General features: G+C 67.4%; 20 protein-coding genes, 2 tRNA genes and 1 riboswitch. Of the genes, 16 read left to right on the top strand and 6 right to left on the bottom strand.

All coding sequences use genetic code 11. From position 1 onward, the window contains the following. Nucleotides 1-365 precede the first annotated feature (365 nt). Nucleotides 366-1,037, top strand: coding sequence for a TRADD-N-associated membrane domain-containing protein (locus ETD86_RS10240; RefSeq protein WP_138665880.1), 672 nt, complete (start codon nucleotides 366-368; stop codon nucleotides 1,035-1,037). Between the two features lie 76 nt (nucleotides 1,038-1,113). Here ETD86_RS10240 and ETD86_RS10235 read toward each other — a convergent pair. Further along, nucleotides 1,114-1,190, bottom strand: a tRNA-Pro gene (locus tag ETD86_RS10235). An 89-nt stretch (nucleotides 1,191-1,279) separates the two neighbouring features. On the opposite strand from ETD86_RS10235, the gene ETD86_RS10230 reads away from it, so the two are divergent. Both ETD86_RS10230 and ETD86_RS10225 read left to right on the top strand, forming a co-directional pair. Beyond that, a tRNA-Gly gene (locus tag ETD86_RS10230) sits at nucleotides 1,280-1,350 on the top strand. Between the two features lie 120 nt (nucleotides 1,351-1,470). After that, the gene (locus ETD86_RS10225) at nucleotides 1,471-2,049 is read left to right on the top strand and encodes a chloramphenicol phosphotransferase CPT family protein (protein WP_211369950.1); all 579 of its coding nucleotides are present in this window, start codon (nucleotides 1,471-1,473) and stop codon (nucleotides 2,047-2,049) included. 17 nt (nucleotides 2,050-2,066) lie between these two features. Here ETD86_RS10225 and ETD86_RS10220 read toward each other — a convergent pair whose 3' ends face one another. After that, the gene (locus tag ETD86_RS10220; protein ID WP_138665879.1) at nucleotides 2,067-2,414 is read right to left on the bottom strand and encodes a GRAM domain-containing protein; all 348 of its coding nucleotides are present in this window, start codon (nucleotides 2,412-2,414) and stop codon (nucleotides 2,067-2,069) included. Between the two features lie 73 nt (nucleotides 2,415-2,487). Between ETD86_RS10220 and ETD86_RS10215 the strand changes: the two genes are divergently transcribed. Further along, nucleotides 2,488-3,123: a nucleoside/nucleotide kinase family protein gene (locus ETD86_RS10215; RefSeq protein ID WP_138665878.1), complete on the top strand. Its 636-nt coding sequence runs from the start codon at nucleotides 2,488-2,490 to the stop codon at nucleotides 3,121-3,123. 147 nt (nucleotides 3,124-3,270) lie between these two features. After that, the gene (locus tag ETD86_RS10210) at nucleotides 3,271-4,581 is read left to right on the top strand and encodes a TrpB-like pyridoxal phosphate-dependent enzyme (RefSeq protein WP_138665877.1); all 1,311 of its coding nucleotides are present in this window, start codon (nucleotides 3,271-3,273) and stop codon (nucleotides 4,579-4,581) included. Between the two features lie 36 nt (nucleotides 4,582-4,617). Here ETD86_RS10210 and ETD86_RS59990 read toward each other — a convergent pair whose 3' ends face one another. Continuing rightward, nucleotides 4,618-4,695 (bottom strand): 50S ribosomal protein bL37, encoded by a 78-nt coding sequence (locus ETD86_RS59990; RefSeq protein WP_371252575.1) that lies wholly within the window; start codon nucleotides 4,693-4,695, stop codon nucleotides 4,618-4,620. A gap of 146 nt (nucleotides 4,696-4,841) precedes the next feature. Here ETD86_RS59990 and ETD86_RS10205 point away from each other — a divergent pair, with 146 nt between their 5' ends. The 5 genes from ETD86_RS10205 to ETD86_RS10185 all read left to right on the top strand — a co-directional run bounded on the left by ETD86_RS10205 (nucleotide 4,842) and on the right by ETD86_RS10185 (nucleotide 9,114). After that, nucleotides 4,842-5,621, top strand: coding sequence for a DeoR/GlpR family DNA-binding transcription regulator (locus tag ETD86_RS10205; RefSeq protein ID WP_138665876.1), 780 nt, complete (start codon nucleotides 4,842-4,844; stop codon nucleotides 5,619-5,621). After that, a complete protein-coding gene (gene galT, locus ETD86_RS10200) occupies nucleotides 5,618-6,691 on the top strand; it encodes a galactose-1-phosphate uridylyltransferase (protein ID WP_138665875.1) in 1,074 nt (357 codons plus the stop codon). Before ETD86_RS10205 ends, galT begins: the two co-directional genes overlap by 4 nt. A 69-nt stretch (nucleotides 6,692-6,760) precedes the next feature. Then, nucleotides 6,761-6,896, top strand: a riboswitch (cyclic di-AMP (ydaO/yuaA leader). A 6-nt stretch (nucleotides 6,897-6,902) separates the two neighbouring features. Further along, nucleotides 6,903-7,859 carry a coiled-coil domain-containing protein gene (locus ETD86_RS10195; RefSeq protein WP_138665874.1) on the top strand — a complete coding sequence of 319 codons (957 nt, stop codon included), beginning with the start codon at nucleotides 6,903-6,905 and terminating at the stop codon, nucleotides 7,857-7,859. Between the two features lie 25 nt (nucleotides 7,860-7,884). Beyond that, nucleotides 7,885-8,532 (top strand): hypothetical protein, encoded by a 648-nt coding sequence (locus ETD86_RS10190; protein ID WP_138665873.1) that lies wholly within the window; start codon nucleotides 7,885-7,887, stop codon nucleotides 8,530-8,532. 81 nt (nucleotides 8,533-8,613) lie between these two features. Continuing rightward, nucleotides 8,614-9,114: a DinB family protein gene (locus ETD86_RS10185; RefSeq protein ID WP_138665872.1), complete on the top strand. Its 501-nt coding sequence runs from the start codon at nucleotides 8,614-8,616 to the stop codon at nucleotides 9,112-9,114. 19 nt (nucleotides 9,115-9,133) lie between these two features. On the opposite strand, the gene ETD86_RS10180 is transcribed toward ETD86_RS10185, so the two are convergent. From ETD86_RS10180 to ETD86_RS10170, 3 genes are all read right to left on the bottom strand, one after another. Continuing rightward, the gene (locus ETD86_RS10180) at nucleotides 9,134-10,078 is read right to left on the bottom strand and encodes a VOC family protein (protein ID WP_138665871.1); all 945 of its coding nucleotides are present in this window, start codon (nucleotides 10,076-10,078) and stop codon (nucleotides 9,134-9,136) included. Next, the gene (locus tag ETD86_RS10175; RefSeq protein ID WP_246147826.1) at nucleotides 10,068-10,763 is read right to left on the bottom strand and encodes a TetR/AcrR family transcriptional regulator; all 696 of its coding nucleotides are present in this window, start codon (nucleotides 10,761-10,763) and stop codon (nucleotides 10,068-10,070) included. The genes ETD86_RS10180 and ETD86_RS10175 overlap by 11 nt, the downstream gene beginning before the upstream one ends. A 137-nt stretch (nucleotides 10,764-10,900) precedes the next feature. Continuing rightward, a complete protein-coding gene (locus ETD86_RS10170) occupies nucleotides 10,901-11,380 on the bottom strand; it encodes an ATP-binding protein (RefSeq protein WP_138665870.1) in 480 nt (159 codons plus the stop codon). A gap of 234 nt (nucleotides 11,381-11,614) precedes the next feature. On the opposite strand from ETD86_RS10170, the gene ETD86_RS10165 reads away from it, so the two are divergent. The 6 genes from ETD86_RS10165 to ETD86_RS10140 all read left to right on the top strand — a co-directional run bounded on the left by ETD86_RS10165 (nucleotide 11,615) and on the right by ETD86_RS10140 (nucleotide 20,223). After that, nucleotides 11,615-12,481: a helix-turn-helix domain-containing protein gene (locus ETD86_RS10165; RefSeq protein WP_138665869.1), complete on the top strand. Its 867-nt coding sequence runs from the start codon at nucleotides 11,615-11,617 to the stop codon at nucleotides 12,479-12,481. Nucleotides 12,482-12,648: 167 nt separating this feature from the next. Next, nucleotides 12,649-14,025: a trigger factor gene (gene tig, locus ETD86_RS10160; protein WP_138665868.1), complete on the top strand. Its 1,377-nt coding sequence runs from the start codon at nucleotides 12,649-12,651 to the stop codon at nucleotides 14,023-14,025. Between the two features lie 432 nt (nucleotides 14,026-14,457). Beyond that, the gene (locus ETD86_RS10155; RefSeq protein ID WP_138665867.1) at nucleotides 14,458-15,090 is read left to right on the top strand and encodes an ATP-dependent Clp protease proteolytic subunit; all 633 of its coding nucleotides are present in this window, start codon (nucleotides 14,458-14,460) and stop codon (nucleotides 15,088-15,090) included. A gap of 11 nt (nucleotides 15,091-15,101) precedes the next feature. Next, a complete protein-coding gene (locus ETD86_RS10150; RefSeq protein WP_127935479.1) occupies nucleotides 15,102-15,725 on the top strand; it encodes an ATP-dependent Clp protease proteolytic subunit in 624 nt (207 codons plus the stop codon). Nucleotides 15,726-15,909: 184 nt separating this feature from the next. Next, nucleotides 15,910-17,193: an ATP-dependent Clp protease ATP-binding subunit ClpX gene (clpX, locus tag ETD86_RS10145; RefSeq protein WP_043640058.1), complete on the top strand. Its 1,284-nt coding sequence runs from the start codon at nucleotides 15,910-15,912 to the stop codon at nucleotides 17,191-17,193. Between the two features lie 456 nt (nucleotides 17,194-17,649). After that, nucleotides 17,650-20,223 (top strand): valine--tRNA ligase, encoded by a 2,574-nt coding sequence (locus tag ETD86_RS10140; protein ID WP_138665866.1) that lies wholly within the window; start codon nucleotides 17,650-17,652, stop codon nucleotides 20,221-20,223. The last annotated feature ends 482 nt before the right edge of the window (nucleotides 20,224-20,705 follow it).

Below are 20,705 nucleotides of genomic sequence, written 5' to 3'. Positions count from 1 at the left end.
ATGGTGGGGGCGCCGATCGGGTTCAGCACACGAGCGCAGCTCCAGCGGCCCGGCACTTCATCCGCACGGGATCCGTCGACACGGCTGCCGTCATACGGAGGAGCTGAGAGCGTTCAGGTGGGATTGCGTGGACCTGTGCGGGGGCCACCAAGGCGATCCCGCCCCTACCGCCGTACGTCGCCGTGTGGCGCTCCGGGCGGGCCAGTGGCGACACCAAGACCAGGCGGACGCTTGCACTGCCCAGGAGGTGCGTAGAGACCCCGGGCCAACTGATGACAGCTGACCCACCCCAAGCTCCTCCAGCGATGTCTACGCTTGGATGCCACCGCAGCGCAGTGGCCATGCTGCGATCGGAGGAGGCACAGATGGCGGACAGCACAGCAGACGGCGGCAACGGTGGAGAGCTCCCGCCCGTGAGGTTCGAAGCCACTGGCCAGGTGTATCAGGTCGGTAGAGATCAACACATCTATCTCCCTCCGGAGTCACAGCCTTCGGCCGAGACCGAGCTGGCCAAACAGCGTCAATCCTTTTTCTTCGACTTCCTACGACAGGCTCTGAAGCAAGCTGAAGCCACGTTTCGGCTGAGTGTGATCTTCATGTCCGCCGGCGCGGTGATTCTGCTCACCGGCGGCGTTTTGGCTCTCATCAACGCAGGAAACCCCGATTGGAGCTATCTCCCCCTGCTCACGAGCCTTAGCGGTCTGCTCATCACTACCTGTGGAGGTGCATTCGCCCTGCACGCGAACCGTGCCCGAAAGCACCTGACCGTGCAAGCAGAGCGCATACACGAGAACATCCAGGCCGATAGCGCCCTTGCTCAGGCTCTCGAACTGATCGATCGGGTGGACGACCCCGTGCTACGTGATCGGCTCAAGTCCTTCACCGCCATGCGTGTCCTCAATCTTCAGCCCGAACCCAGCCAGGTGGCGGACCAGTTGTTTGCGGCCCAGCAGCAGAGCTCTCCTGAGATCGAGCGACCACCCTCTGAGTCCGGAGCTCGACGGAAGCGAGACCGTCCGTCCCGTGACAGCAGCTGATTCGCACGCCACGCACGCGTCGTCAAGCAGATAGACAAGCAGAAGGCCCCTCCCGAATCGGGAGGGGCCTTTGAGCTGGTCGGGGCGACAGGATTTGAACCTGCGACTTCTTGCTCCCAAAGCAAGCGCGCTGCCAAGCTGCGCCACGCCCCGTCTCGCCGAGTGCGCATACGCTCCGGGACTCCGGTACGCTTACGCCCTGACGACCGGATGAAGTCTAGACCAGAGTTCGACCGGTTCGCGCGGACGTAGCTCAATGGTAGAGCCCTAGTCTTCCAAACTAGCTACGCGGGTTCGATTCCCGTCGTCCGCTCTGACGGCGAAAGGCCAGGTCATCCCCTGAGGCGACCTGGCCTTCGTGATCTACGCTACTATTTCCGATCTTCCGTGCCCGATCGGCGGTTCGCGTGGCTGTCCTGGTGGAGGGAGAGGCGTGGAGCCCATTCCGCCGGAGCGCGGCCCGGGGCGGGTCATCATCTTGAACGGGGCGTCGAGTTCCGGGAAGTCGACCCTGGCCAAAATCCTGCAGCGCACGCTGGACGAGCCGTTTCTGTATGTCTCCTCCGACCAGTTCGTCGAGAGCGGGATGCTGCCCGAGCGGCGCGACCATGTCGGGCCGTTCGCGTGGTGGCAGGAGATGCGGCCGCGGTTCTTCGACGGCTTTCATCGGTGCCTGCCTGCTCTGGCGGCTGCCGGCAACGATCTGATCGTCGAGCATGTCATCGAGTTCCCCGAGTGGCGGCGTTATCTCGCCCGCCTGCTGGAGGGGTTCGACGTGTTCCTCGTCGGCGTGCACTGCGACCTCGCGGAGATCGACCGGAGGGAACGTGAGCGCGGGGATCGGCGGATCGGGGAGGGCCGCGGTCACGTCGAGACGGACGGCATCCACACGTTCGGTCCGTACGACTACGAGGTGGACACCAGCGACGGGGTCTCTCCCGGGCTTGCGCAGTCCGTGGTGACCGCCTGGCGCTCGAGGTGCACGCGGCGCGCCATCAGCGCACTCGCCTGAGCCGGCCGACTCGGAGGTCAGCCGTTCGCGTGCTGGATGGCCTGCATCCAGGCACGCCGCTTGCGTACGACGAATCGCACCCGCTCCCCGTTCCGCAGTACGACCTCCAGCCCATTCGGGACGATGCCGAGCGTGTTGACCGGTGCGGTCGACACGATCTCCTCGAGAGGCCACGCCCAGACACCCGTCTGGACGTTCACCGCATGCGAGCGGAACACGAGCACCCGGCTGGTCAGCCACAGCCGGCCACCCACCGCCTCAGGCCCGGCCCAGAGATTCGCCACCCCCTTGTGCAGCACCGACTCCCCAGGGGCGGGAACGAGGTCCGTGTCACGGAAGATCTTGGCCAATTCCTGCTCATCCATGCCGCACATCCTCAGCCCAGCAAGGGCATGCCAACAAGGTCCCCGAAGAATCGGAGATCGTAAGCTGGGGACGATGCGTGCGCGACCGATCTCCCGTGACGTCCTCGTCGAGGAACTGGCCGAGCTCATCTCCGGACGGCCCCGGGAGCAGTGGGTGCGGGTGGCCGTGGACGGGGCGCCTGCCGCGCGGCCCGAGGCGCTCGCTGACGAGCTCGTCGCGCCGCTCCGGCTGCGCGGGCGGCCCGTGATGCGCGTGTCCGCCGGCGACTTCCTGCGGCCCGCGTCGTTGCGGCTGGAGCACGGCAGGACCGATCCCGACGCCTTCTACGAGGACTGGCTCGATGTGAAGGGCCTGCGGAGGGAGGTGCGCGAGCCGCTGGACGCGGGCGGGCCGGGGCGGGTGTTGCCGGCGCTCTGGGACAGCCGGGTGGATCGGGCGTATCGGCTGCCGTACCAGGAGCTGCCCCGGGGCGGGGTGGTGCTCGTCGACGGGACGTTGTTGCTGGGGCGAGGGCTGACGTTCGAGGTGAGCGTGCACCTGTGGCTGTCGGCCAAGGCACTCGAGCGCGGTACGCCCGGGGGCGAGCGGTGGCGGCTCCCCGCGTACGAGCGGTATGAGCGGGACGTCCGCCCCCAGGAGGCGGCCGACGTCGTCGTCCGGTCCGATCATCCGCATCGACTCGCCGTCAGCGGCCGAGCGGCGGGTTGATCCCGGCCCTCCGCGATCGCCCCCAGCGCCCCTCCACCCACGGTCGAAGATGACTGCACGGATGACCCGGACGTGTGTTGTGAAGTCATTCAACCAACACACCGTGGGATGCTGGAATGCGTCCCGTTCCAGGCGCAAACTGGGGCGATGATCCCCAGCAACTGGTACAACATCGTTCCCGACCTGCCCGCTCCGCCGCCTCCGCCGCTGCATCCCGGCACGCGGCAGCCCGTAGGACCGGACGACCTTGCCCCGCTCTTTCCCATGGAGCTGATCGCGCAGGAGGTCAGTGGGGAGCGGTTCGTCCCGATCCCGCAGGAGGTGCTCGACGTCTACCGGCTCTGGCGGCCCACGCCGCTGATCCGGGCGCGGCGGCTGGAGAAAGCGCTCGGCACGCCGGCCAGGATCTACTACAAGTACGAGGGCGTCTCGCCCGCGGGCTCCCACAAGCCGAACACGGCCGTGCCGCAGGCGTACTACAACGCCAAGGAGGGTGTGCGGCTGCTGACCACCGAGACGGGCGCGGGGCAATGGGGATCGGCGCTGGCCTTCGCCTGCTCGCAGTTCGACGTCGAATGCCAGATCTGGATGGTACGCGCCTCCTACGACCAGAAGCCCTACCGCCGCTCCCTCATGCAGGTGTACGGGGCCACCGTGCACGCCAGCCCGTCCACCATGACGGGCGCGGGCAGCAAGGTGCTGGCCGACCACCCCGACTCGCCCGGCAGCCTGGGCATCGCGATCAGCGAGGCAGTCGAGGTGGCCGCCGCCACCTCCGACGCCCGCTACGCGCTCGGCTCGGTGCTCAACCACGTGCTCATGCACCAGACGGTGATCGGCGAGGAGGCGCTCGAACAGCTGCCCGAGATGCCCGACCTCGTCATCGGTTGCACGGGAGGCGGCTCCAACTTCGCCGGGCTGACGTTCCCGTTCCTGCGGGAGAAGCTGGCGGGACGGCTCCAGACCGTGTTCCGCGCGGTCGAGCCGGCCGCCTGCCCGTCGTTCACCCGCGGCGTCTACGCCTACGACTTCGGCGACACTGCCGGGCTCACGCCGCTGCTCAAGATGCACACGCTGGGGCACTCGTTCGTGCCGGACCCGATCCACGCGGGCGGCCTGCGGTACCACGGCATGTCGCCGCTGCTGTCGCACATGTACGAGCTCGGCCTGTTCGAGGCCGTCACCCGCTCCCAGAGCGAATGCTTCGAGGCCGGCGTGCGTTTCGCCAGGACGGAGGGCATCGTGCCCGCCCCCGAGCCCACGCACGCGCTCGCGGAGACCATCGCTGAGGCGTTGCGCTGCAAGGAGAGCGGCGAGGAGAAGGTCATCCTCACCGCACTCTGCGGCCACGGCCACTTCGACCTGGCCGCCTATGACCGCCACCTGGCCGGTCGGATGGAGGACTACACGCTCCCGCAGGACCGCATCGACCAGGCGCTCACCGAGCTGCCGGGATGAAATCGGGTGGCCGCCGGCGGTCGGCGGCCACCCTGGTCAGCGTGCGGTGGGCCGCTTGCCGTGGTTCGCCTTCTTCTTCTTGCGTGCCTTGCCCTTGCGTGCGCGCCTGGCCATACGCTCGCCTCCGGTGATCGGGTGCTACGGCATTGATCCCTCACCGTCTCGCGCCTGCGCCGACCAGGCAAGCAACACCACCTGACCTAACAATCCCCAAACATATTCGTGTCATAATTTGGTGGAATCTGTTGGAAGGAGCGGGCGTGCTAGCACAGCAACGTCAGCAGACCATCCTCGAACGTGTCCGCAGCCACGGCGGCGTCCGGGTGGCCGACCTCGTCCGCGAACTCGGCGTCTCTGACATGACCATCCGCCGCGACCTCGAGGTGCTGGCCGAGCGCGGCCTGCTGGAAAAGGTGCACGGCGGGGCGACCGCCCTCGGCCCGGGATCGACCGAGGAGCCGGGCTTCGCCGCCAAGTCCGCCCGCCAGCAGCAGGAGAAGCAGGCCATCGGCCGCGCCGCGGCGCAGCTGGTGCGCCCCGGCACCGCCGTGGCGCTGTCCGCGGGCACCACCACCTGGGCGCTGGCGCACCACCTGATCGGCGTGCCCGAGCTCACCGTGATCACGAACTCCATCCCCGTCGCCGACGTCTTCCACCGCAACCCGCGCGCCGACCGCACGGTGGTGCTGACCGGCGGCGTACGCACGCCGTCGGACGCCTTAGTAGGGCCCGTGGCCGTGGCCGCGATCCGGCGCCTGCACGTGGACACGCTCTTCCTCGGCGTGCACGGGATGAGCGTGCGGGCCGGGTTCACCACCCCCAACCTGCTCGAGTCCGAGACCGACAGGGAGCTGGTGACGGCCGCGCACCGCCTGGTGGTCCCCGCAGACCACACCAAGTGGAACACGGTGGGCATCAGCACCATCGCCGAGTTGACCGAGGCCGACGTGGTCATCAGCGACGCGGGGTTGCCTGAGGAAGCACGTACGCACCTGGCCGAAGCGGCCGGAGAACTGATCATCGCGGAGGGCTCGTTTTGAAGCGCACCATCACCCATCTGGCCGACGGCCGGGAGCTGATCTACTTCGACCGGCGGGACGACGCCGACAGGAGCGCGATCGACCGGCGGACCCTCGACCCCCGGCCGGTGGCCTCCGAGCTGCGTTACGACCCGCTGACGGAGGAGTGGATCGCGATCGCGGGGCACCGGCAGACGCGGACGCACCAGCCGACCGGCACGGCGGCCGAGTGCCCGTTGTGCCCCTCGTCGGACACGCGGTCGACGGAGATCCCGGCGCACGAGTACGACGTGGTGGTGTTCGAGAACCGCTTCCCCTCTTTTTCCGGAAATTTTGGGACTTATGAGGATGTGGGGGGCCTGAGTGAGGTCCGTTCGGCGGCGGGCCGCTGCGAGGTGGTCTGCTTCACCTCCGAACACTCCTCGTCCTTCTCAAGGCTGTCCGACGCCCAGGTCGAGCTGGTCATGGAGGCGTGGGCCGACCGCACGGCCGAGTTGTCCGCCGTCGAGGGCGTGGAGCAGGTGTTCTGCTTCGAGAACCGGGGCTCGGAGATCGGCATCACGCTCGCGCACCCGCACGGCCAGATCTACGCCTACCCGTACGTCACCCCGCGGACCAAGCTGCAGTTGGGCGCCGCCTCCCGCTACAAGGGGAACCTGTTCGCCGACGTGCTGGCAGCCGAGCGCACCGCCGGCACGCGGGTGGTGGCCGCCAACGAGCTGTGGACCGCGTTCGTGCCGGCCGCCGCGCGCTGGCCGTTCGAGGTGCACATCTACCCGCACCGGCAGGTGCCCGACCTGGCGGCCCTGACGGAGGCGGAGCGCGCCGCGTTCGCGCCGCTCTACACGTCGGTGCTCCGGGCGTTCGACGGCCTGTTCGGCGTCGTGATGCCGTACATCGCGGCCTGGCACCAGGCGCCCGTGCGGGACGGTCGTGAGCTGGCGTACCTGCACCTGGAGCTGTTCAGCATCAGGCGGGCGCCGGAGAAGCTGAAGTACCTGGCGGGGTCGGAGTCGGCGATGGGGGCCTTCGTCAACGACGTGCTGCCGGAGGAGGCCGCCCGCATGCTTCGATCACAAGTAGATCACTAATTTATGTCGCCTTAAGCTCGCATGACTTGTGATCTACCACTAATATCCCGATAAGCACCGGCCGTAAACGGCTGTTGCTCGCCTAATCCTGGGCGTGTTGCCCAGGAGCCGGGGACCCAATGCACTTGGGGTGAATCCACTTCGGTGGTAGGGACCTCCCATCCCGAACCCGTCAGCTAACCCGGTCGGCAGAGGGAGAGGAAACATCTACGTGGCGGCTTCGTCCCCCGCGAGCTTTGCCATCGGCCTCATCGCCGCCGCTGCCGTCGCCTTCTTCCCGGCGACCGCGGCGTCGGCGGCGCCGAAACCGACGGAGTCCCAGCTCCGCACTCAGCTCAAGACGCTCAACAGCAAGGTCGACAAGCTCATCGAGCAGTACAACCTCAAGCGCGTCGAACTGGCCAAGGCCCAGCAGGCCGTCAAGACGACCAACAAGCGCCTGTTCACCGCCGAGCGGAGGCTGGCCACGGCCCAGCAGCGGGTCTCCGAGATCGCCATGCTGCGCTACCAGAACGGCAATCCCCCGGTCCCAGGATTCGTCCTGCCCGAGGACGGCGGCAGCGCGGCCGTCCTCAACCAGCTGACCACCGAGCAGCAGGCGTTCGTGCTGGATGTGGCCAAGGCCCGCGACGACAGGCAGAAGGCCGCCGAGGAGGCCGCCGCGCTGGCGGCCGAGATCCGCCAGAGCGCGGCCGAGGTGGACAGGCAGCGCGACGACGCCGAGGACGTCATCGACGACATCAAGGAGAAGCTCGAGGATCTCGTGCCGTTCGGCACCGGCCGCAACTCCGACGGCAGCTGGGCCCCCGAACTTCCCTCAGGCACCGACAACATCACCTCCCGTACCCGGATCATGCGGGAGCAGGTGCGCAAGAACTTCACGCTGCCGTACGAAGTAGGCTGCTTCCGCTCAGGCTCCAGCGGCGAGCACCCGCTCGGGCGCGCCTGCGACTTCATGATGAGCACCGGCGGCTCGATGCCCACGGCCGCGAACCTCGCGCTCGGCGACCGGATCGCGGAATGGACGATCAAGAACATGAACAAGCTCGGCGTCAAGTACGTGATCTGGAAGCAGCGCATCAACCACGGCTCGGGCTGGAGCGCGATGTCGGACCGCGGCAGCATTACCGAGAACCATTTCGACCACGTACACATCTCGATGAACTGATCGCGCGCCGCTAGGATCCCCGTCCATGATCATGCGCGTAGTAGCCGGCGCAGCCGCCGGGTTCATCGTCTTCTCCGGCACGGCCGCGGCAGACCCCATCACCGCGGCCGAGCTCATCGCCAACGACCTCTACAAGGCGGGCAAGCTCGCCAAGACGTCGTGCACCGCGAAGAAGGGCACCACGAAGGCCGCCACGGAGAAGTACATCCGGACCCTGGTCGGCTGCCTCGGCAAGGCATGGCGCAAGGACGCGGTCAAGGTCGAGATCTCCTACCACAAGGACGGCAAGAAGAAGTACAAGTCCTGGCCCTTCGTCACCGGCGAGGGCATCTACGTCGGCCTCGCCGACGACTGGGTCAAGACCAAGAACGAGTTGCCCGTCTTCCACGCGATGGCCTCCGTCTACGGCGAGGTCGTGCAGGTCCAGACCGGCATCGCCACAGCCGCCAAGACCCTGGACTACGGCGGCGACGAGAAGCTGCTCGAGCAGCAAGAAAGACGGTACTCCTACCAGCAGGACTGCCTGGCTGGCGCCGCCGCCAAGGCGCTCGGCCGCCCCGCCAAGGGCTGGAAGCTGAAGGGCAACCAGCTCTACTGGTTCGACCAGGGCTACAAGGCGGGTGGCCCGAGCGCCTGCAACACCTGGAAAGCGTCGGCGTCCAAGGTGGCGTGACGAACGGCAGGTCCCGGCGCACGCCTGAACAGGCGGCGGAAGAGCCGGCACCGCCCCCCAAGAAAGGTAAGGTCAGGCCTCGTGATCGACCCCCGTACCCCACCACCGCTCACCGGCGACGAGTTGACGGTGCTCAACAACTGGCTCGAATGGCACCGCGCCACCCTGGCCGTCAAGTGCGCGGACCTGTCGGACGAGCAGCTGCGGCTGCGCTCCGCGGCGCCCTCGACCATGTCCCTCCTCGGCCTGGTCAGGCACATGGCGCACGTCGAGCGCGTCTGGTTCCGCCGCGTGCTGAACGGCGAGGACATCCCCCGGCTGTGGGACAAGGACCGCGACAACGACGCCGACTTCAACGACGTCGACACCGCCTCGGTCGAGGAGGCGTTCGCCACATGGCAGGCCGAGATCGAGCGCGCCCGCGCGATCTCGGCCGCCAACCCGCTGGACGCCGTCGGCGACCGCAACGGCCAGGACTGCACACACCGCTGGATCCTCGTCCACATGATCGAGGAGTACGCCCGCCACAACGGTCACGCCGATCTTCTACGTGAACGTATCGACGGCGTTACCGGCGAATAACGGTCCCGGCGTCCTGTCGTCACCCCACCTGGCGGAAGAGGATCGCGGTGCCGAGCGCCTCGCGGGCGGGCACGAAGATCTCGCCCGCGTCGGTCTTGGCGACCGGCACCCCGGCCTCGCGCAGGAACCGCCCGGTCGCCGCGACGTCCCGCACCGCCACCGCGTAGGCCGCGAACCCGGGCAACGCCGTGGCACCCTCGCCCGGCAGCAGCCCGTCCAGCCCCGAAGCGCCGACCAGCGTGATCCGACCGCGCCCTTCGCCCAGTGTGAACGTCCGCACGGCCCCGTCCCGCGACGCCGTACGCCCCACATAACGCTGATAACGCTGTTCGGCGGCGTCAAGCTCGTCGTCGGCCACGCACAACACGCATTCGACCAGCTCCACCGCGCCGTTGGGATGGCCGGCGGTGTCATGGGCGGAGGTGTTCTCCGCCAGCCCGACCCGCCCCTCCGGCACGAGGCCCGGCCCGACGCCGTCGATCTCCAACCATCGCACGGGCTCCATCCGCACGCCGTCAGCCGTCTCGACCGGCCGCTGGGCCGCCTGCACCCCGCCGTGCCCGACACCGCTCGCCGCCAGCCGCGCGGCGGCGCCGTCGATGCCGGGGGAGTCGAACATGAGAATGTGCACGCCCTCGAAGCGCCGCAAGCAGGCCTCGAGGTTCGCCGCCGTGCCCCGCACGGCCTCCTTGAGCGCGGGCAGCCGCTCAGCGGGCGCCCGCAGCGGGATCAGCCGCGCGTCCGCGGGAACCCGCCCCGCGCCCGCGACGGCGACCAGCTCGACGAAGTTTCCCGCGAAGTAGGCGTGCGTGTTGCCCACCCCGACCGGCTCGGGAGGCTCGCCCACCACCGGATACGCGGGCCCCGGCAGCGCGAACCCCATCCGCCGGTACCGCTCGAGCGCCTGCCCCATGTCGTGGACGATGTGCCCCACGTGGTGCAGCCCGCTGACGTCATGTCCCATTTCCGCCTCCATAAGCCGCGTCGCGGAAGTCACGGGAGAGCCCCTCGAAGATCTCGATCGCCCGCTCGGCCGCCGGCGCGCAGTCGGGCAGCCGCTCCGGCTCGAACGTCCTCCGCAGCGTGTCGGCGAGGACATCGGCCTTCTCCTCCAGGCCGAGCGTGACCTCGGCCGGCAGCAGCGGCTCGATCCCGAAGAACCCGAACACGATCGTCGGCAGCGGATAGTCCAGGTCCTCGGGCCGCAGGCCGTCCCGCAGCAACCCATGCCCTTCCAGCACACCGAGGTATTCGCGCGAGGCGAGCAACTTGGCACCCACGAGCGGCTGCCTGGCGGGACTGGCGAGGAACTTGTCGAGCGTCTCCGCGTCCCGAGTGAAGATCGCCCGCAGCACCGGCCGCCGCATCGCCTCCAGGAAGAACCGGCGCATGTACCGATGCAGCGCGATCTCATCTGGATTGGCCCGCATGCCCGCGACGACCGCGTCCAGCATGGCCGCCGCCTCTCTGGCGCCGACCGCGAAGAACAGCTGCTCGCGGGTACGCCAGTGCAGGTAGACCGTGCCTTTCCCGACCCCGGCGAGCTTGGCGATCTCATCGATCGTCACCCGCCGGTACCCCCAGCGCAGCAACAACTCCTTGGCCGCGTCCAGGATCCGATCGGCCCGCCCGCGATGATCGGCACCCACAAAGCCCTCCTCGTGACTGTTGACCGATGACCAATCTAGCATCCTGGTCACGAACGAGCCCATGGAGAAGGCCCACCAACCGACGTGCGGCGGGTGGTGGCCCACTTCGGCGAAGTGCAACAGATCTAAAGGAAGGCTCAGGATTCGGTGCGGAAGAGCGCCCAGACGGCCTTGCCGCCGCGAGCCAGGGGGTCCCAGCCCCAGCACTGGCTGTACGTTTCGACGATGTAAAGGCCACGCCCGTTCTCGGAGATGAAATCGGGCTCCTTGCGGCGCGGCACCTCGTCGCTCGGGTCGGCCACCGCCAGCAGCACGTGCGGAGCGACCCGCATGAGCAGTAACTCGATCTCCCGGCGCCCGGCCGCGTACATCGCGTACCTGACCGCGTTGGTCACCAGCTCAGACACCACGAGCGCGGCGTCGTCGCTCAGGTCGTGGAGCCCCCAGCCTCGCAGCGTGGAGCGGGTCACGTCCCTGGCGGTCTTCACCGAGTCGGCCTGGAAAGGCAACGGACACGCGGTCGTGTACGGCTTCCCACCGCCCATGAGCAGGTGGTCGAAGCCCACTTCGCGGGTGATCTGCAGGCAATCGGCAGTGGCCAGAGGATCCTCCACCATGCCGCCGATACCTCCCCGTTCAGCCTTGGTTAGTGCATGTTTGGCCCAATATGCACTAAGCCATCATGGGTCACGACCGCCGCCGCTGCAAGACCCAAATGCACGTGCAGCTGCAATGTGCAATAGCAAGCGGCGTTTCTGGGCACAGATCTCCAGAACCGGACACCAGGTTGAGACCTTGTCATTCAAGGCGGAGAGGTGTCACTGTGTGTGCGGACCTTGATAGGAGGCAAAGTGACGCAGAACCAGCCGGGTTCCGGGCCGACGGCGCTGCGCATCCTCCTGGGCTCCCAGCTGCGCAAGCTCAGGGAAGCGAAGAACGTCACTCGTGAGGAGGCGGGCCACCTCATCCGGGGCTCGGAATCCAAGATCAGCCGCATGGAGCTGGGCCGAGTGGGGTTCAAAGAACGCGACGTGGCAGACCTGTTGACCCTGTACGGGGTCGTGGATCAGCAGGCCCGCTCCGCCGTGCTCGACCTGGTCGCCACCGCCAACGAGCCGGGCTGGTGGCACCGGTTCAACGATGTCCTGCCCACGTGGTTCCAGGCGTACGTCGGCCTCGAAGAGGCGGCCGCCAGGATCAGGACCTATGAAGTCCAGTTCGTGCCGGGACTGTTGCAGACCAAGGAGTACGCCAGGGCTGTGGTGACCGCCGGAGCGGCGGGCATCGGAGCCGAGGAGATCGCCAGGCGGGTCGATCTCCGGCTGGAGCGCCAGAGGATCTTGGACAAGCCGGACGGGCCGGTCTTCTGGGCGGTGATCGACGAGGCCGCGCTCCGGCGGCCGATCGGCGGAGCCGAGGTGATGAGGGCTCAGCTGGAGCACCTCATCGACCTCATGCGCCAGCCGAACATCACGATCCAGATCATGCCGTTCAGCTTCGGCGGGCACAGTGCCGAGGGCGGGGCTTTCAGCATCTTGCGCTTCCCCGATCCCGACCTGCCCGACGTCGTGTACGTCGAGCAGCTCGCCAGCGCGCTCTACCTGGACAAGCGTGAGGACGTGGACCGATACACCGAGGTGATGGAACGGCTGTGCGCGGTGAGCACCACCCCGGATGAGACGATCGAGCTACTGCGGACGATCTCGGAGGAGTTCTGACGGCGGCGGACGTCGTTGTTGGGTGTGCATCTGCCCTAGACTGGACCATCGGCGTTGGACGCCGCCTGGCGGAGCATGCCCAACACCGCACATGTGGGCGCGGCGCGTGAGCCGTACCGATTGGACGCGCCCGCGATCACTCGTAGCTTGATCAAGGAGACCATTCCGTGAAGACCGCTGTCGAGGAGCTCAGCCCCACGCGGGTCAAGCTCACTGTCGAGGTGCCGTTCGACGAGCTGCGCCCGAGCATGGATGCGGCGTACAAGAAGGTCGCGCAGCAGGTGCGCGTCCCCGGGTTCCGACCTGGCAAGGTTCCGGCCCGCATCATCGAGCAGCGCTTCGGCCGGGCGGTAGTGCTGGAGGAGACCCTCAACGACGCGGTGCCCAAGCTGTACGGCCAGGCCGTCGACGAGGTCGACGTGTTCCCGGTCAGCCAGCCGGACATCGAGGTCACGAAGATCGACGACGGCGAGCAGATCGAGTTCACCGCCGAGGTCGACATCCGGCCCAACTTCGAGGTGCCCGACTACGCGGGCATCGAGGTCACCGTCGACTCCGCCGAGGTCTCCGACGAAGACGTGAACGCGCAGCTCGACGCGCTGCGCCAGCGCTTCGCCACGCTGACCGGTGTCGAGCGGGCGGCCGCCAACGGCGACTTCGTCGTCATGGACCTGCGCGCCGAGATCGACGGCAAGAACATCGAGGAGCAGCAGGCCAGCGAGGTGTCCTACGAGGTCGGCGCCGGCTCCGTGCTGCAGGGCCTCGACGCCGCGCTCGAGGGCATGTCCGCGGGCGAGGAGAAGAGCTTCAAGACCGAGCTGGTCGGCGGCGAGAACGCCGGCGAGGAAGCCGACGTGATCATCACCGTCAAGTCGGTCAAGGAGAAGGTCCTGCCGGAGCTGGACGACGAGTTCGCCCAGCTGGCCAGCGAGTTCGACACGCTCGACGAGCTCAAGGCCAGCATCCGCGAGCAGGCCCGCCGCAACAAGCTCATCGACCAGGTCGTGCAGGCCCGCGAGAAGTCGCTCGACGCGCTGCTCGAGCAGATCGACATCCCGCTGCCGGAGAGCGCGCTCAAGGCCGAGATCGACGCCCGTAAGCACAACCTGAACCACCAGGTGGCCGAGAGCGGCCTGAGCCGCGACGCCTTCTTCCGCCTCTACCAGACGACGGAGGAGGAGCGCTTCGCCGAGTTCGAGACGAACTCCGCCCGCGCGCTCAAGGTCGGCTTCGTGCTCGACAAGATCGTCAAGGCCGAGGATCTGGGCGTCTCCGAGCAGGAGCTGACCAACTTCGTGGTGCGCCGCGCCATGGACATGGGCGTCCAGCCCAACGAGCTGGCCAAGCACCTGGCCGACAACGACCAGCTCACGATGGCCATGGTCGAGATCGTCCGCGACAAGGCCAAGTCCGTGATCGGCGACTCCGCCAAGATCGTGGACTCCGAGGGCAACGAGGTCGACCTCAAGGCGATCTACACCGAGATCAGCGGTGAAGAGGCCGTTCAGGAAGAGGCAGAGGCCGAGGAGAAGCCCGAGGCGTAAGCCCTCCCGCCCTCCAACGCGAAGCCCCCGCGCCGAAACGGTCCGGGGGCTTCGACGTGCCAGTGGCGCAGCGGCCCCTCCTGTCGTCCGGTGTGCCGAGATGCGCGCAGCCGTCGCCCGGCATGCCGACTGCCATCGTGCCGCGGGGCGTCTGGGCCATCCGGATGGCGCTGGGGCGCTCAGGCGGCTCAGGAGGAGCGCTGAAGGGGCGAGGCCGCTCCCGACCGCCGACTCGCCGCCCGCCGGCCGTAGACCGCCGTCTCAGGGCGCGCCAGGGGCGTCGTCGACTTCCCGTACGAACCCGGCGGACGCGTACAAGGCCCGAACATGCGCCGTCAGCGAACAGTACGGGGACCGGGCATGACCTGTGGGCGGCGCGCGTTAAGGTCACAAGCAAAGCCAATCGATTACGACGCATCGGAAGGTGACGCTGTGACCAGCCCGCCGACCTTCTATCAGCCTGAGTCTCGAGGCCGTGAGAACGGCTCCGCCTTCCGGCTTGAAGACCAGCTTTACCAGCGCCTGCTCAGGGAACGCATCATCGTGCTCGGGCAGGAGGTCAACGACGAGATCGCCAACCGCATCTGCGCCGAGCTGCTGCTCCTCGCGGCCGACGACCCCGACCGCGACATCTCGCTCTACATCAACTCGCCGGGGGGCTCGGTGAGTGCAGGTATGGCGATTTACGACATGATGGAATACGTGCCGAACGACGTATCGACGGTTGTGATGGGCATGGCGGCCTCGATGGGGCAGTTCCTGCTCACCGCCGGGGCCAGGGGCAAGCGCTTCGGCCTGCCGCACGCCCGCGTCATGATGCACCAGCCGTCTGGCGGCATCGGCGGCACCGCTGCCGACATCGCCATCCAGGCCGAGCAGATGCTCTACGTGAAGAAGACACTGGCCGAGCGGATCGCCTTCCACACGGGGCAGCCGCTGGACCAGATCGAGGCCGATTCCGACCGCGACCGCTGGTTCACGGCCGAGGAAGCCAAGGACTACGGCTTCATCGACCACGTCGTCCGGAGCGCGCGTCAGGTGCCCTCACAGGGCCCGGTCTCCTAGGGGGAGCTGACATGAATATCCAGAGCCGTTACGTTCTCCCCTCCTTCGTCGAGCGCACGTCCTACGGCGTGAAGGAGATGAACCCGTACAACAAGCTCTTCGAGGACCGCATCATCTTCCTCGGAGTGCAGATCGACGACGCGTCGGCCAACGACGTGATGGCCCAGCTGCTGACGCTGGAGTCGCTCGATCCCGACCGTGACATCAGCATCTACATCAACTCGCCCGGCGGCTCCTTCACGGCCATGACGGCGATCTACGACACGATGCAGTTCGTCCGGCCGGAGATTCAGACCGTCTGCCTCGGCCAGGCCGCGTCCGCCGCGGCCGTGCTGCTGTCCGGCGGCACCCCGGGCAAGCGGTTCGCGCTGCCCAACGCCCGGGTGCTGATCCACCAGCCGTCCACCGAGGGCGGCGGCCAGGGCAGCGACATCGAGATCCAGGCTAGAGAGATCCTGCGCATGCGGACTCTGCTGGAGGACATCGTGGCCCGGCACACGGGCAAGTCCTCCGCTGAGGTCCGCAAGGACATCGAACGCGACAAAATTCTCAACGCGGACGAGGCAAAGGCGTATGGTCTGATCGACGACATCATTCCGTCCAGGAAGAAACGAGCTCAGGCCGTGGCTTCCTAGGCGGGATGTGACGCACCGGGGCGCTGCCCAATAGGGCACGTTCCGGTGCGACTCGCCGCTAGGGGGCTCACTGAGGGCCCAGAAGACGGTAACGTCGAAACCTGAGCGGTTCGGCCAAGTCCGGAGGATGTCCGGAGACACTGCTCGCGAGAGCAGGGCGGTCCCACGCAAAGGAGTATCTGGGGTGGCACGCATCGGCGACGGGGGAGACCTGCTGAAGTGCTCTTTCTGTGGAAAGAGCCAGAAGCAAGTCAAGAAGCTCATTGCCGGTCCAGGCGTCTACATCTGCGATGAGTGCATTGATCTCTGCAACGAGATCATCGAGGAGGAGCTGTCCGAGTCCTCCGAGCTCAAGTGGGACAACCTGCCCAAGCCGAGAGAGATCTACGAGTTCCTCGACGCCTATGTCATCGGTCAGGACAAGGCGAAGAAGGCCCTCTCGGTGGCGGTCTACAACCACTACAAGCGGGTGCAGTCCGGCGACCGGGGCAGGGACGACGGCCTGGAGCTGGCCAAGAGCAACATTCTGTTGCTCGGGCCGACAGGATCTGGCAAGACACTGCTGGCGCAGACCCTGGCGAAGATGCTCAACGTGCCCTTCGCCATCGCCGACGCCACCGCGCTCACAGAGGCGGGCTATGTCGGCGAGGACGTGGAGAACATCCTCCTCAAGCTCATCCAGGCCGCCGACTACGACGTCAAGAAGGCCGAGACCGGCATCATCTACATCGACGAGGTCGACAAGATCGCCCGCAAGAGCGAAAACCCGTCGATCACGCGTGACGTCTCAGGCGAGGGTGTCCAGCAGGCGCTGCTGAAGATACTGGAGGGCACCACGGCCTCGGTGCCTCCGCAGGGCGGCCGCAAGCACCCGCACCAGGAGTTCATCCAGATCGACACGACCAACGTGCTGTTCATCTGCGGCGGCGCGTTCGCGGGTCTGGAAAAGATCATCGAGTCGCGCATCGGCAAGAAGGGCATCGGCTTCAACGCCATCATCCGGTCGAAGGAAGAGGTCGACACGGCCGACATCTTCGGCGACGTGATGCCTGAGGACCTGCTGAAGTTCGGCATGATCCCCGAGTTCGTCGGGCGCCTGCCGGTCATCACCTCTGTGCACAACCTCGACCGCGAGGCCCTCATCCAGATCCTCACCGAGCCGCGCAACGCGCTGGTCAAGCAATACCGCAAGCTGCTGGAGCTCGACGGCGTGGAGCTGGAGTTCACCGACGGCGCGCTCGAGGCCATCGCGGACCAGGCCATCCTGCGCGGCACCGGCGCCCGCGGCCTGCGCGCGATCCTGGAGGAGGTGCTCCAGTCGGTCATGTACGAGGTGCCGTCCAGGCAAGACGTCGCCCGGGTGGTCATCACCCGCGAGTCGGTGATCGAGCACGCGATCCCGACGCTCGTACCTCGCGACCAGCTGGCCGCCAAGCAGCAGCGCACGCCTCGCGAGAAGTCGGCCTGACCCGCCTTTCCCGCACACCGAGCGCCCCGTGGCAGCCCGCCACGCGGGCGCTTTCGGCGTCCTGAGCCTTCACGCCACGCGGGCGCCATCCGCGTCCTGAGCCTTCAAGGTCTTGGGCGGCCGTCGCTCTGGTCGCCGGCTTCCGACGCGACCTGGGCGCGCGCACGATCACGCTGGTCGTGTCGTAACGTGGGCCGCCGCCGGTGGTGCTGCCCATAGATGGCGTGGTCAGAGCCGCGAGGGCTTGTTGCCGTGGGGGCTGCACTCGCCGCGGCATGGAGCTCGACAGCGTGGTGCTGAAGCCACGGACAGCGCGCTCCCTTGCCACTGGGCCGTATGGGGCCGTGGCGAGCGGGAGCGTGACGGCCGGGAGACCTGACGTGGACCGGGGCGTGGACCGGGGCATGGAGCGGCTTCGGGGCTCGGGGCATTATCCGCTCGCTCGCCTCCCTAGAATTGGTCACTGTGACAACGCCAGAGCTGCCTACGCAATACACACCGGCCGACGTCGAGACCCGCAATTACGACCGCTGGGTATCCGAAGGCCACTTCGGCGCCGACCCGGGCAGCTCGCGCGAGCCGTACAGCATCGTCCTTCCTCCGCCCAACGTGACAGGCGTCCTGCACATCGGGCACGCGCTCGACCACTCCATCCAGGACGCGCTCACGCGCCGGGCCCGTATGCAGGGGCGCGAGACGCTGTGGCTGCCCGGCATGGACCATGCCGGCATCGCGACGCAGAACGTCGTCGAGCGCGAGCTGGCCAAGGAGGGTCTGTCGCGGCACGACCTGGGACGTGAGGCGTTCGTCGAGCGGGTCTGGCGGTGGAAGGAGGAGTCGGGCGGCCGCATCCTCGGCCAGATGCGCAAGCTGGGCGACGGCGTCGACTGGTCGCGCGAGCGCTTCACCATGGACACAGGCCTGTCGCGGGCCGTGCAGACGATCTTCAAGCGCCTGTTCGACGACGGGTTGATCTACCGCGCCGAGCGCATCATCAACTGGTGCCCGCGTTGCCTCACCGCGCTCTCCGACATCGAGGTGGAGCACAGTGAGGACGAGGGCGAGCTGGTCTCGATCCGCTACTCCGACGAGATCGTCGTGGCCACCACGCGAGCCGAGACCATGCTCGGCGACACGGCCGTGGCCGTCCACCCCTCGGACGAGCGTTACGCCCACCTGATCGGCACGACGGTCGAGCTGCCGCTCACCGGCCGGCGGATCCCTGTGGTCGGCGACGAGCACGTCGATCCCGCCTTCGGCACGGGGGCGGTCAAGGTCACGCCGGCCCACGACCCCAACGACTTCGAGATCGGGCGGCGTCATTCCCTGCCGTCGCTGACGGTCATGGACGAGCGCGGCGTGATCACCGCGCACGGGCCGTTCCAGGGGCTCGACCGCTTCGAGGCCCGGCCCGCCGTCGTCGCCGCGCTCCGCGCCGAAGGCATGATCGTCGCCGAGAAGCGCCCCTACCTGCACTCGGTCGGTCACTGCTCGCGCTGCAAGACCGTCGTCGAGCCGCGGCTGTCGCTGCAGTGGTTCGTGAACGTCGGACCGCTGGCGAAGACGGCCGGTGACGCCGTTCGCGACGGGCGCACCCGCATCCACCCGCCGGAGTTGGCCAAGCGTTACTTCGACTGGGTCGACGACATGCACGACTGGTGCATCTCCCGCCAGCTGTGGTGGGGGCATCGCATCCCGGTCTGGTACGGGCCGGACGGTGAGGTCGTGTGCGTGGGCCCCGACGAGGAACCGCCCGCCGGCTACACGCAGGACTCCGACGTCCTCGACACCTGGTTCTCGTCCGCGCTGTGGCCGTTCTCGACGATGGGCTGGCCGGACACCACGCCGGAGCTGGCCCGTTTCTACCCGACGTCCGTGCTCGTCACCGGCTACGACATCCTGTTCTTCTGGGTCGCCCGGATGATGATGTTCGGGCTGTACGCCATGGACGGCGAGCCGCCGTTCCGCGTCGTGGCGCTGCACGGCATGGTGCGCGACCAATACGGCAAGAAGATGTCCAAGTCGTTCGGCAACGTGGTCGACCCGCTCGACTGGATCGAGCGCTTCGGCGCTGACGCCACCCGCTTCACCCTGCTGCGCGGCGCCAACCCCGGCGCCGACGTCGCGGTGAGCGAGGAATGGGCGGCGGGCTCACGCAACTTCTGCAACAAGATCTGGAACGCCACCAGATTCGCGCTCATGAACGGTGCCACCGTCGGGTCACTTGACGGCGCCGATCTGACAGCAGCCGACCGGTGGATCCTGTCGCGTCTGCAGACCGTGGTGACGGCCGCGAACGAGGCCTTCGAGGAGTTCGAGTTCGCCAAGGCGGCCGACATGCTCTACCACTTCGCGTGGGACGAGGTCTGCGACTGGTACCTGGAGCTGGCCAAGATCCAGCTCGGCGAGGGGCTGGACCACACGCGGCTGGTGCTGGGCCATGTGTTCGACGCCCTGCTGCGCCTGCTGCATCCGCTGGTGCCGTTCGTGACCGAGGAGTTGTGGCGGGCCGTCACCGGCGGCGAGTCGATCGTCGTGGCGCCGTGGCCGGTCGCGGATGCTCGTTACGCGGACGCGGCCGCCGAGGCGGAGATCGGCGCACTGCAGGAGCTGGTGACCGAGGTCCGCAGGTTCCGCTCGGACCAAGGGCTCAAGCCCGGCCAGAAGGTGGCCGCCCGCCTCGGTCTCGTCGGCACGCCGCTGGCGGGTCAGGAGACGGCCGTCCGGGCATTGCTGCGCCTGACGGAGCCGGCGGAGTCGTTCAACGCCACAGCACAACTCTCGGTGGGCGATGTGACCGTGGAGATCGACACCGCGGGCGCCATCGACGTCGTGGCCGAGCGCAAGCGGCTGGAGAAGGACCTGGCCGCCGCGCGCAAGGAGGCCGCACAGGCGGCGGCCAAGCTGGGCAACGAGCAGTTCATGGCCAAGGCGCCGGACGACGTGGTGGCCAAGGTGCGGACCCGTGCCGACCAGGCGTCCGCCGACATCGCGCGGCTGGAGGCACAGCTCGCCGGGCTCGGGGTTTGAACCGTACGTACGATGGGAAGGTCCATTCGTTACCGAAGATGGACCATCCGCACCCGCAGAGGCTGCTACAGTTTTCAACGCGGGGCTGGTTAGCCCTGACATCCCTCTGATCAAGCCCAGGCTTCGGGTCGTGTCCACCACGCGGTTGGACAAGAGCCCAAAGTCAGGGTAAGTTAGCAGGGTTGCCTCGAAGAGAGGCAGGTCCTAAAGCTCCCGGAACGAGCGGTTTGACAAGAATCGTCCTGATCTGGTAGTGTAGAAGAAACGAAGTATGTGGAGCCTCCACATCGGCATCTCGGAAGAGATTCTGGTGGGGATGTACGCGTCCGTTTCTTGAGAACTCAACAGTGTGTTAAAAGCCAGTGCATGTGCATCATCACATGTATGACCCCGTCATTTTTGACGGTTTTGCTTGGACAGATCTGTCCGGACATGTTCATTGTTTGGAGAGTTTGATCCTGGCTCAGGACGAACGCTGGCGG

The sequence above is a fragment of the Nonomuraea turkmeniaca genome, assembly GCF_005889735.1.
GTDB lineage: Bacteria > Actinomycetota > Actinomycetes > Streptosporangiales > Streptosporangiaceae > Nonomuraea > Nonomuraea turkmeniaca.
Note: the sequence above shows the minus strand (reverse complement) of the source record. Positions and strands in the feature narration are given on the sequence as shown.

What these genes read in the sequence shown, in the direction of transcription:
- ETD86_RS59990 (WP_371252575.1), bottom strand. Translation starts at nt 4,695, where the DNA reads ATGGCCAGGCGCGCACGCAAGGGCAAGGCACGCAAGAAGAAGAAGGCG.
- ETD86_RS10150 (WP_127935479.1), top strand. Translation starts at nt 15,102, where the DNA reads ATGAATATCCAGAGCCGTTACGTTCTCCCCTCCTTCGTCGAGCGCACG.
- ETD86_RS10210 (WP_138665877.1), top strand. Translation starts at nt 3,271, where the DNA reads ATGATCCCCAGCAACTGGTACAACATCGTTCCCGACCTGCCCGCTCCG.
- ETD86_RS10180 (WP_138665871.1), bottom strand. Translation starts at nt 10,078, where the DNA reads ATGGGACATGACGTCAGCGGGCTGCACCACGTGGGGCACATCGTCCAC.
- ETD86_RS10170 (WP_138665870.1), bottom strand. Translation starts at nt 11,380, where the DNA reads ATGGTGGAGGATCCTCTGGCCACTGCCGATTGCCTGCAGATCACCCGC.
- ETD86_RS10190 (WP_138665873.1), top strand. Translation starts at nt 7,885, where the DNA reads ATGATCATGCGCGTAGTAGCCGGCGCAGCCGCCGGGTTCATCGTCTTC.
- ETD86_RS10220 (WP_138665879.1), bottom strand. Translation starts at nt 2,414, where the DNA reads ATGGATGAGCAGGAATTGGCCAAGATCTTCCGTGACACGGACCTCGTT.
- ETD86_RS10240 (WP_138665880.1), top strand. Translation starts at nt 366, where the DNA reads ATGGCGGACAGCACAGCAGACGGCGGCAACGGTGGAGAGCTCCCGCCC.
- ETD86_RS10215 (WP_138665878.1), top strand. Translation starts at nt 2,488, where the DNA reads ATGCGTGCGCGACCGATCTCCCGTGACGTCCTCGTCGAGGAACTGGCC.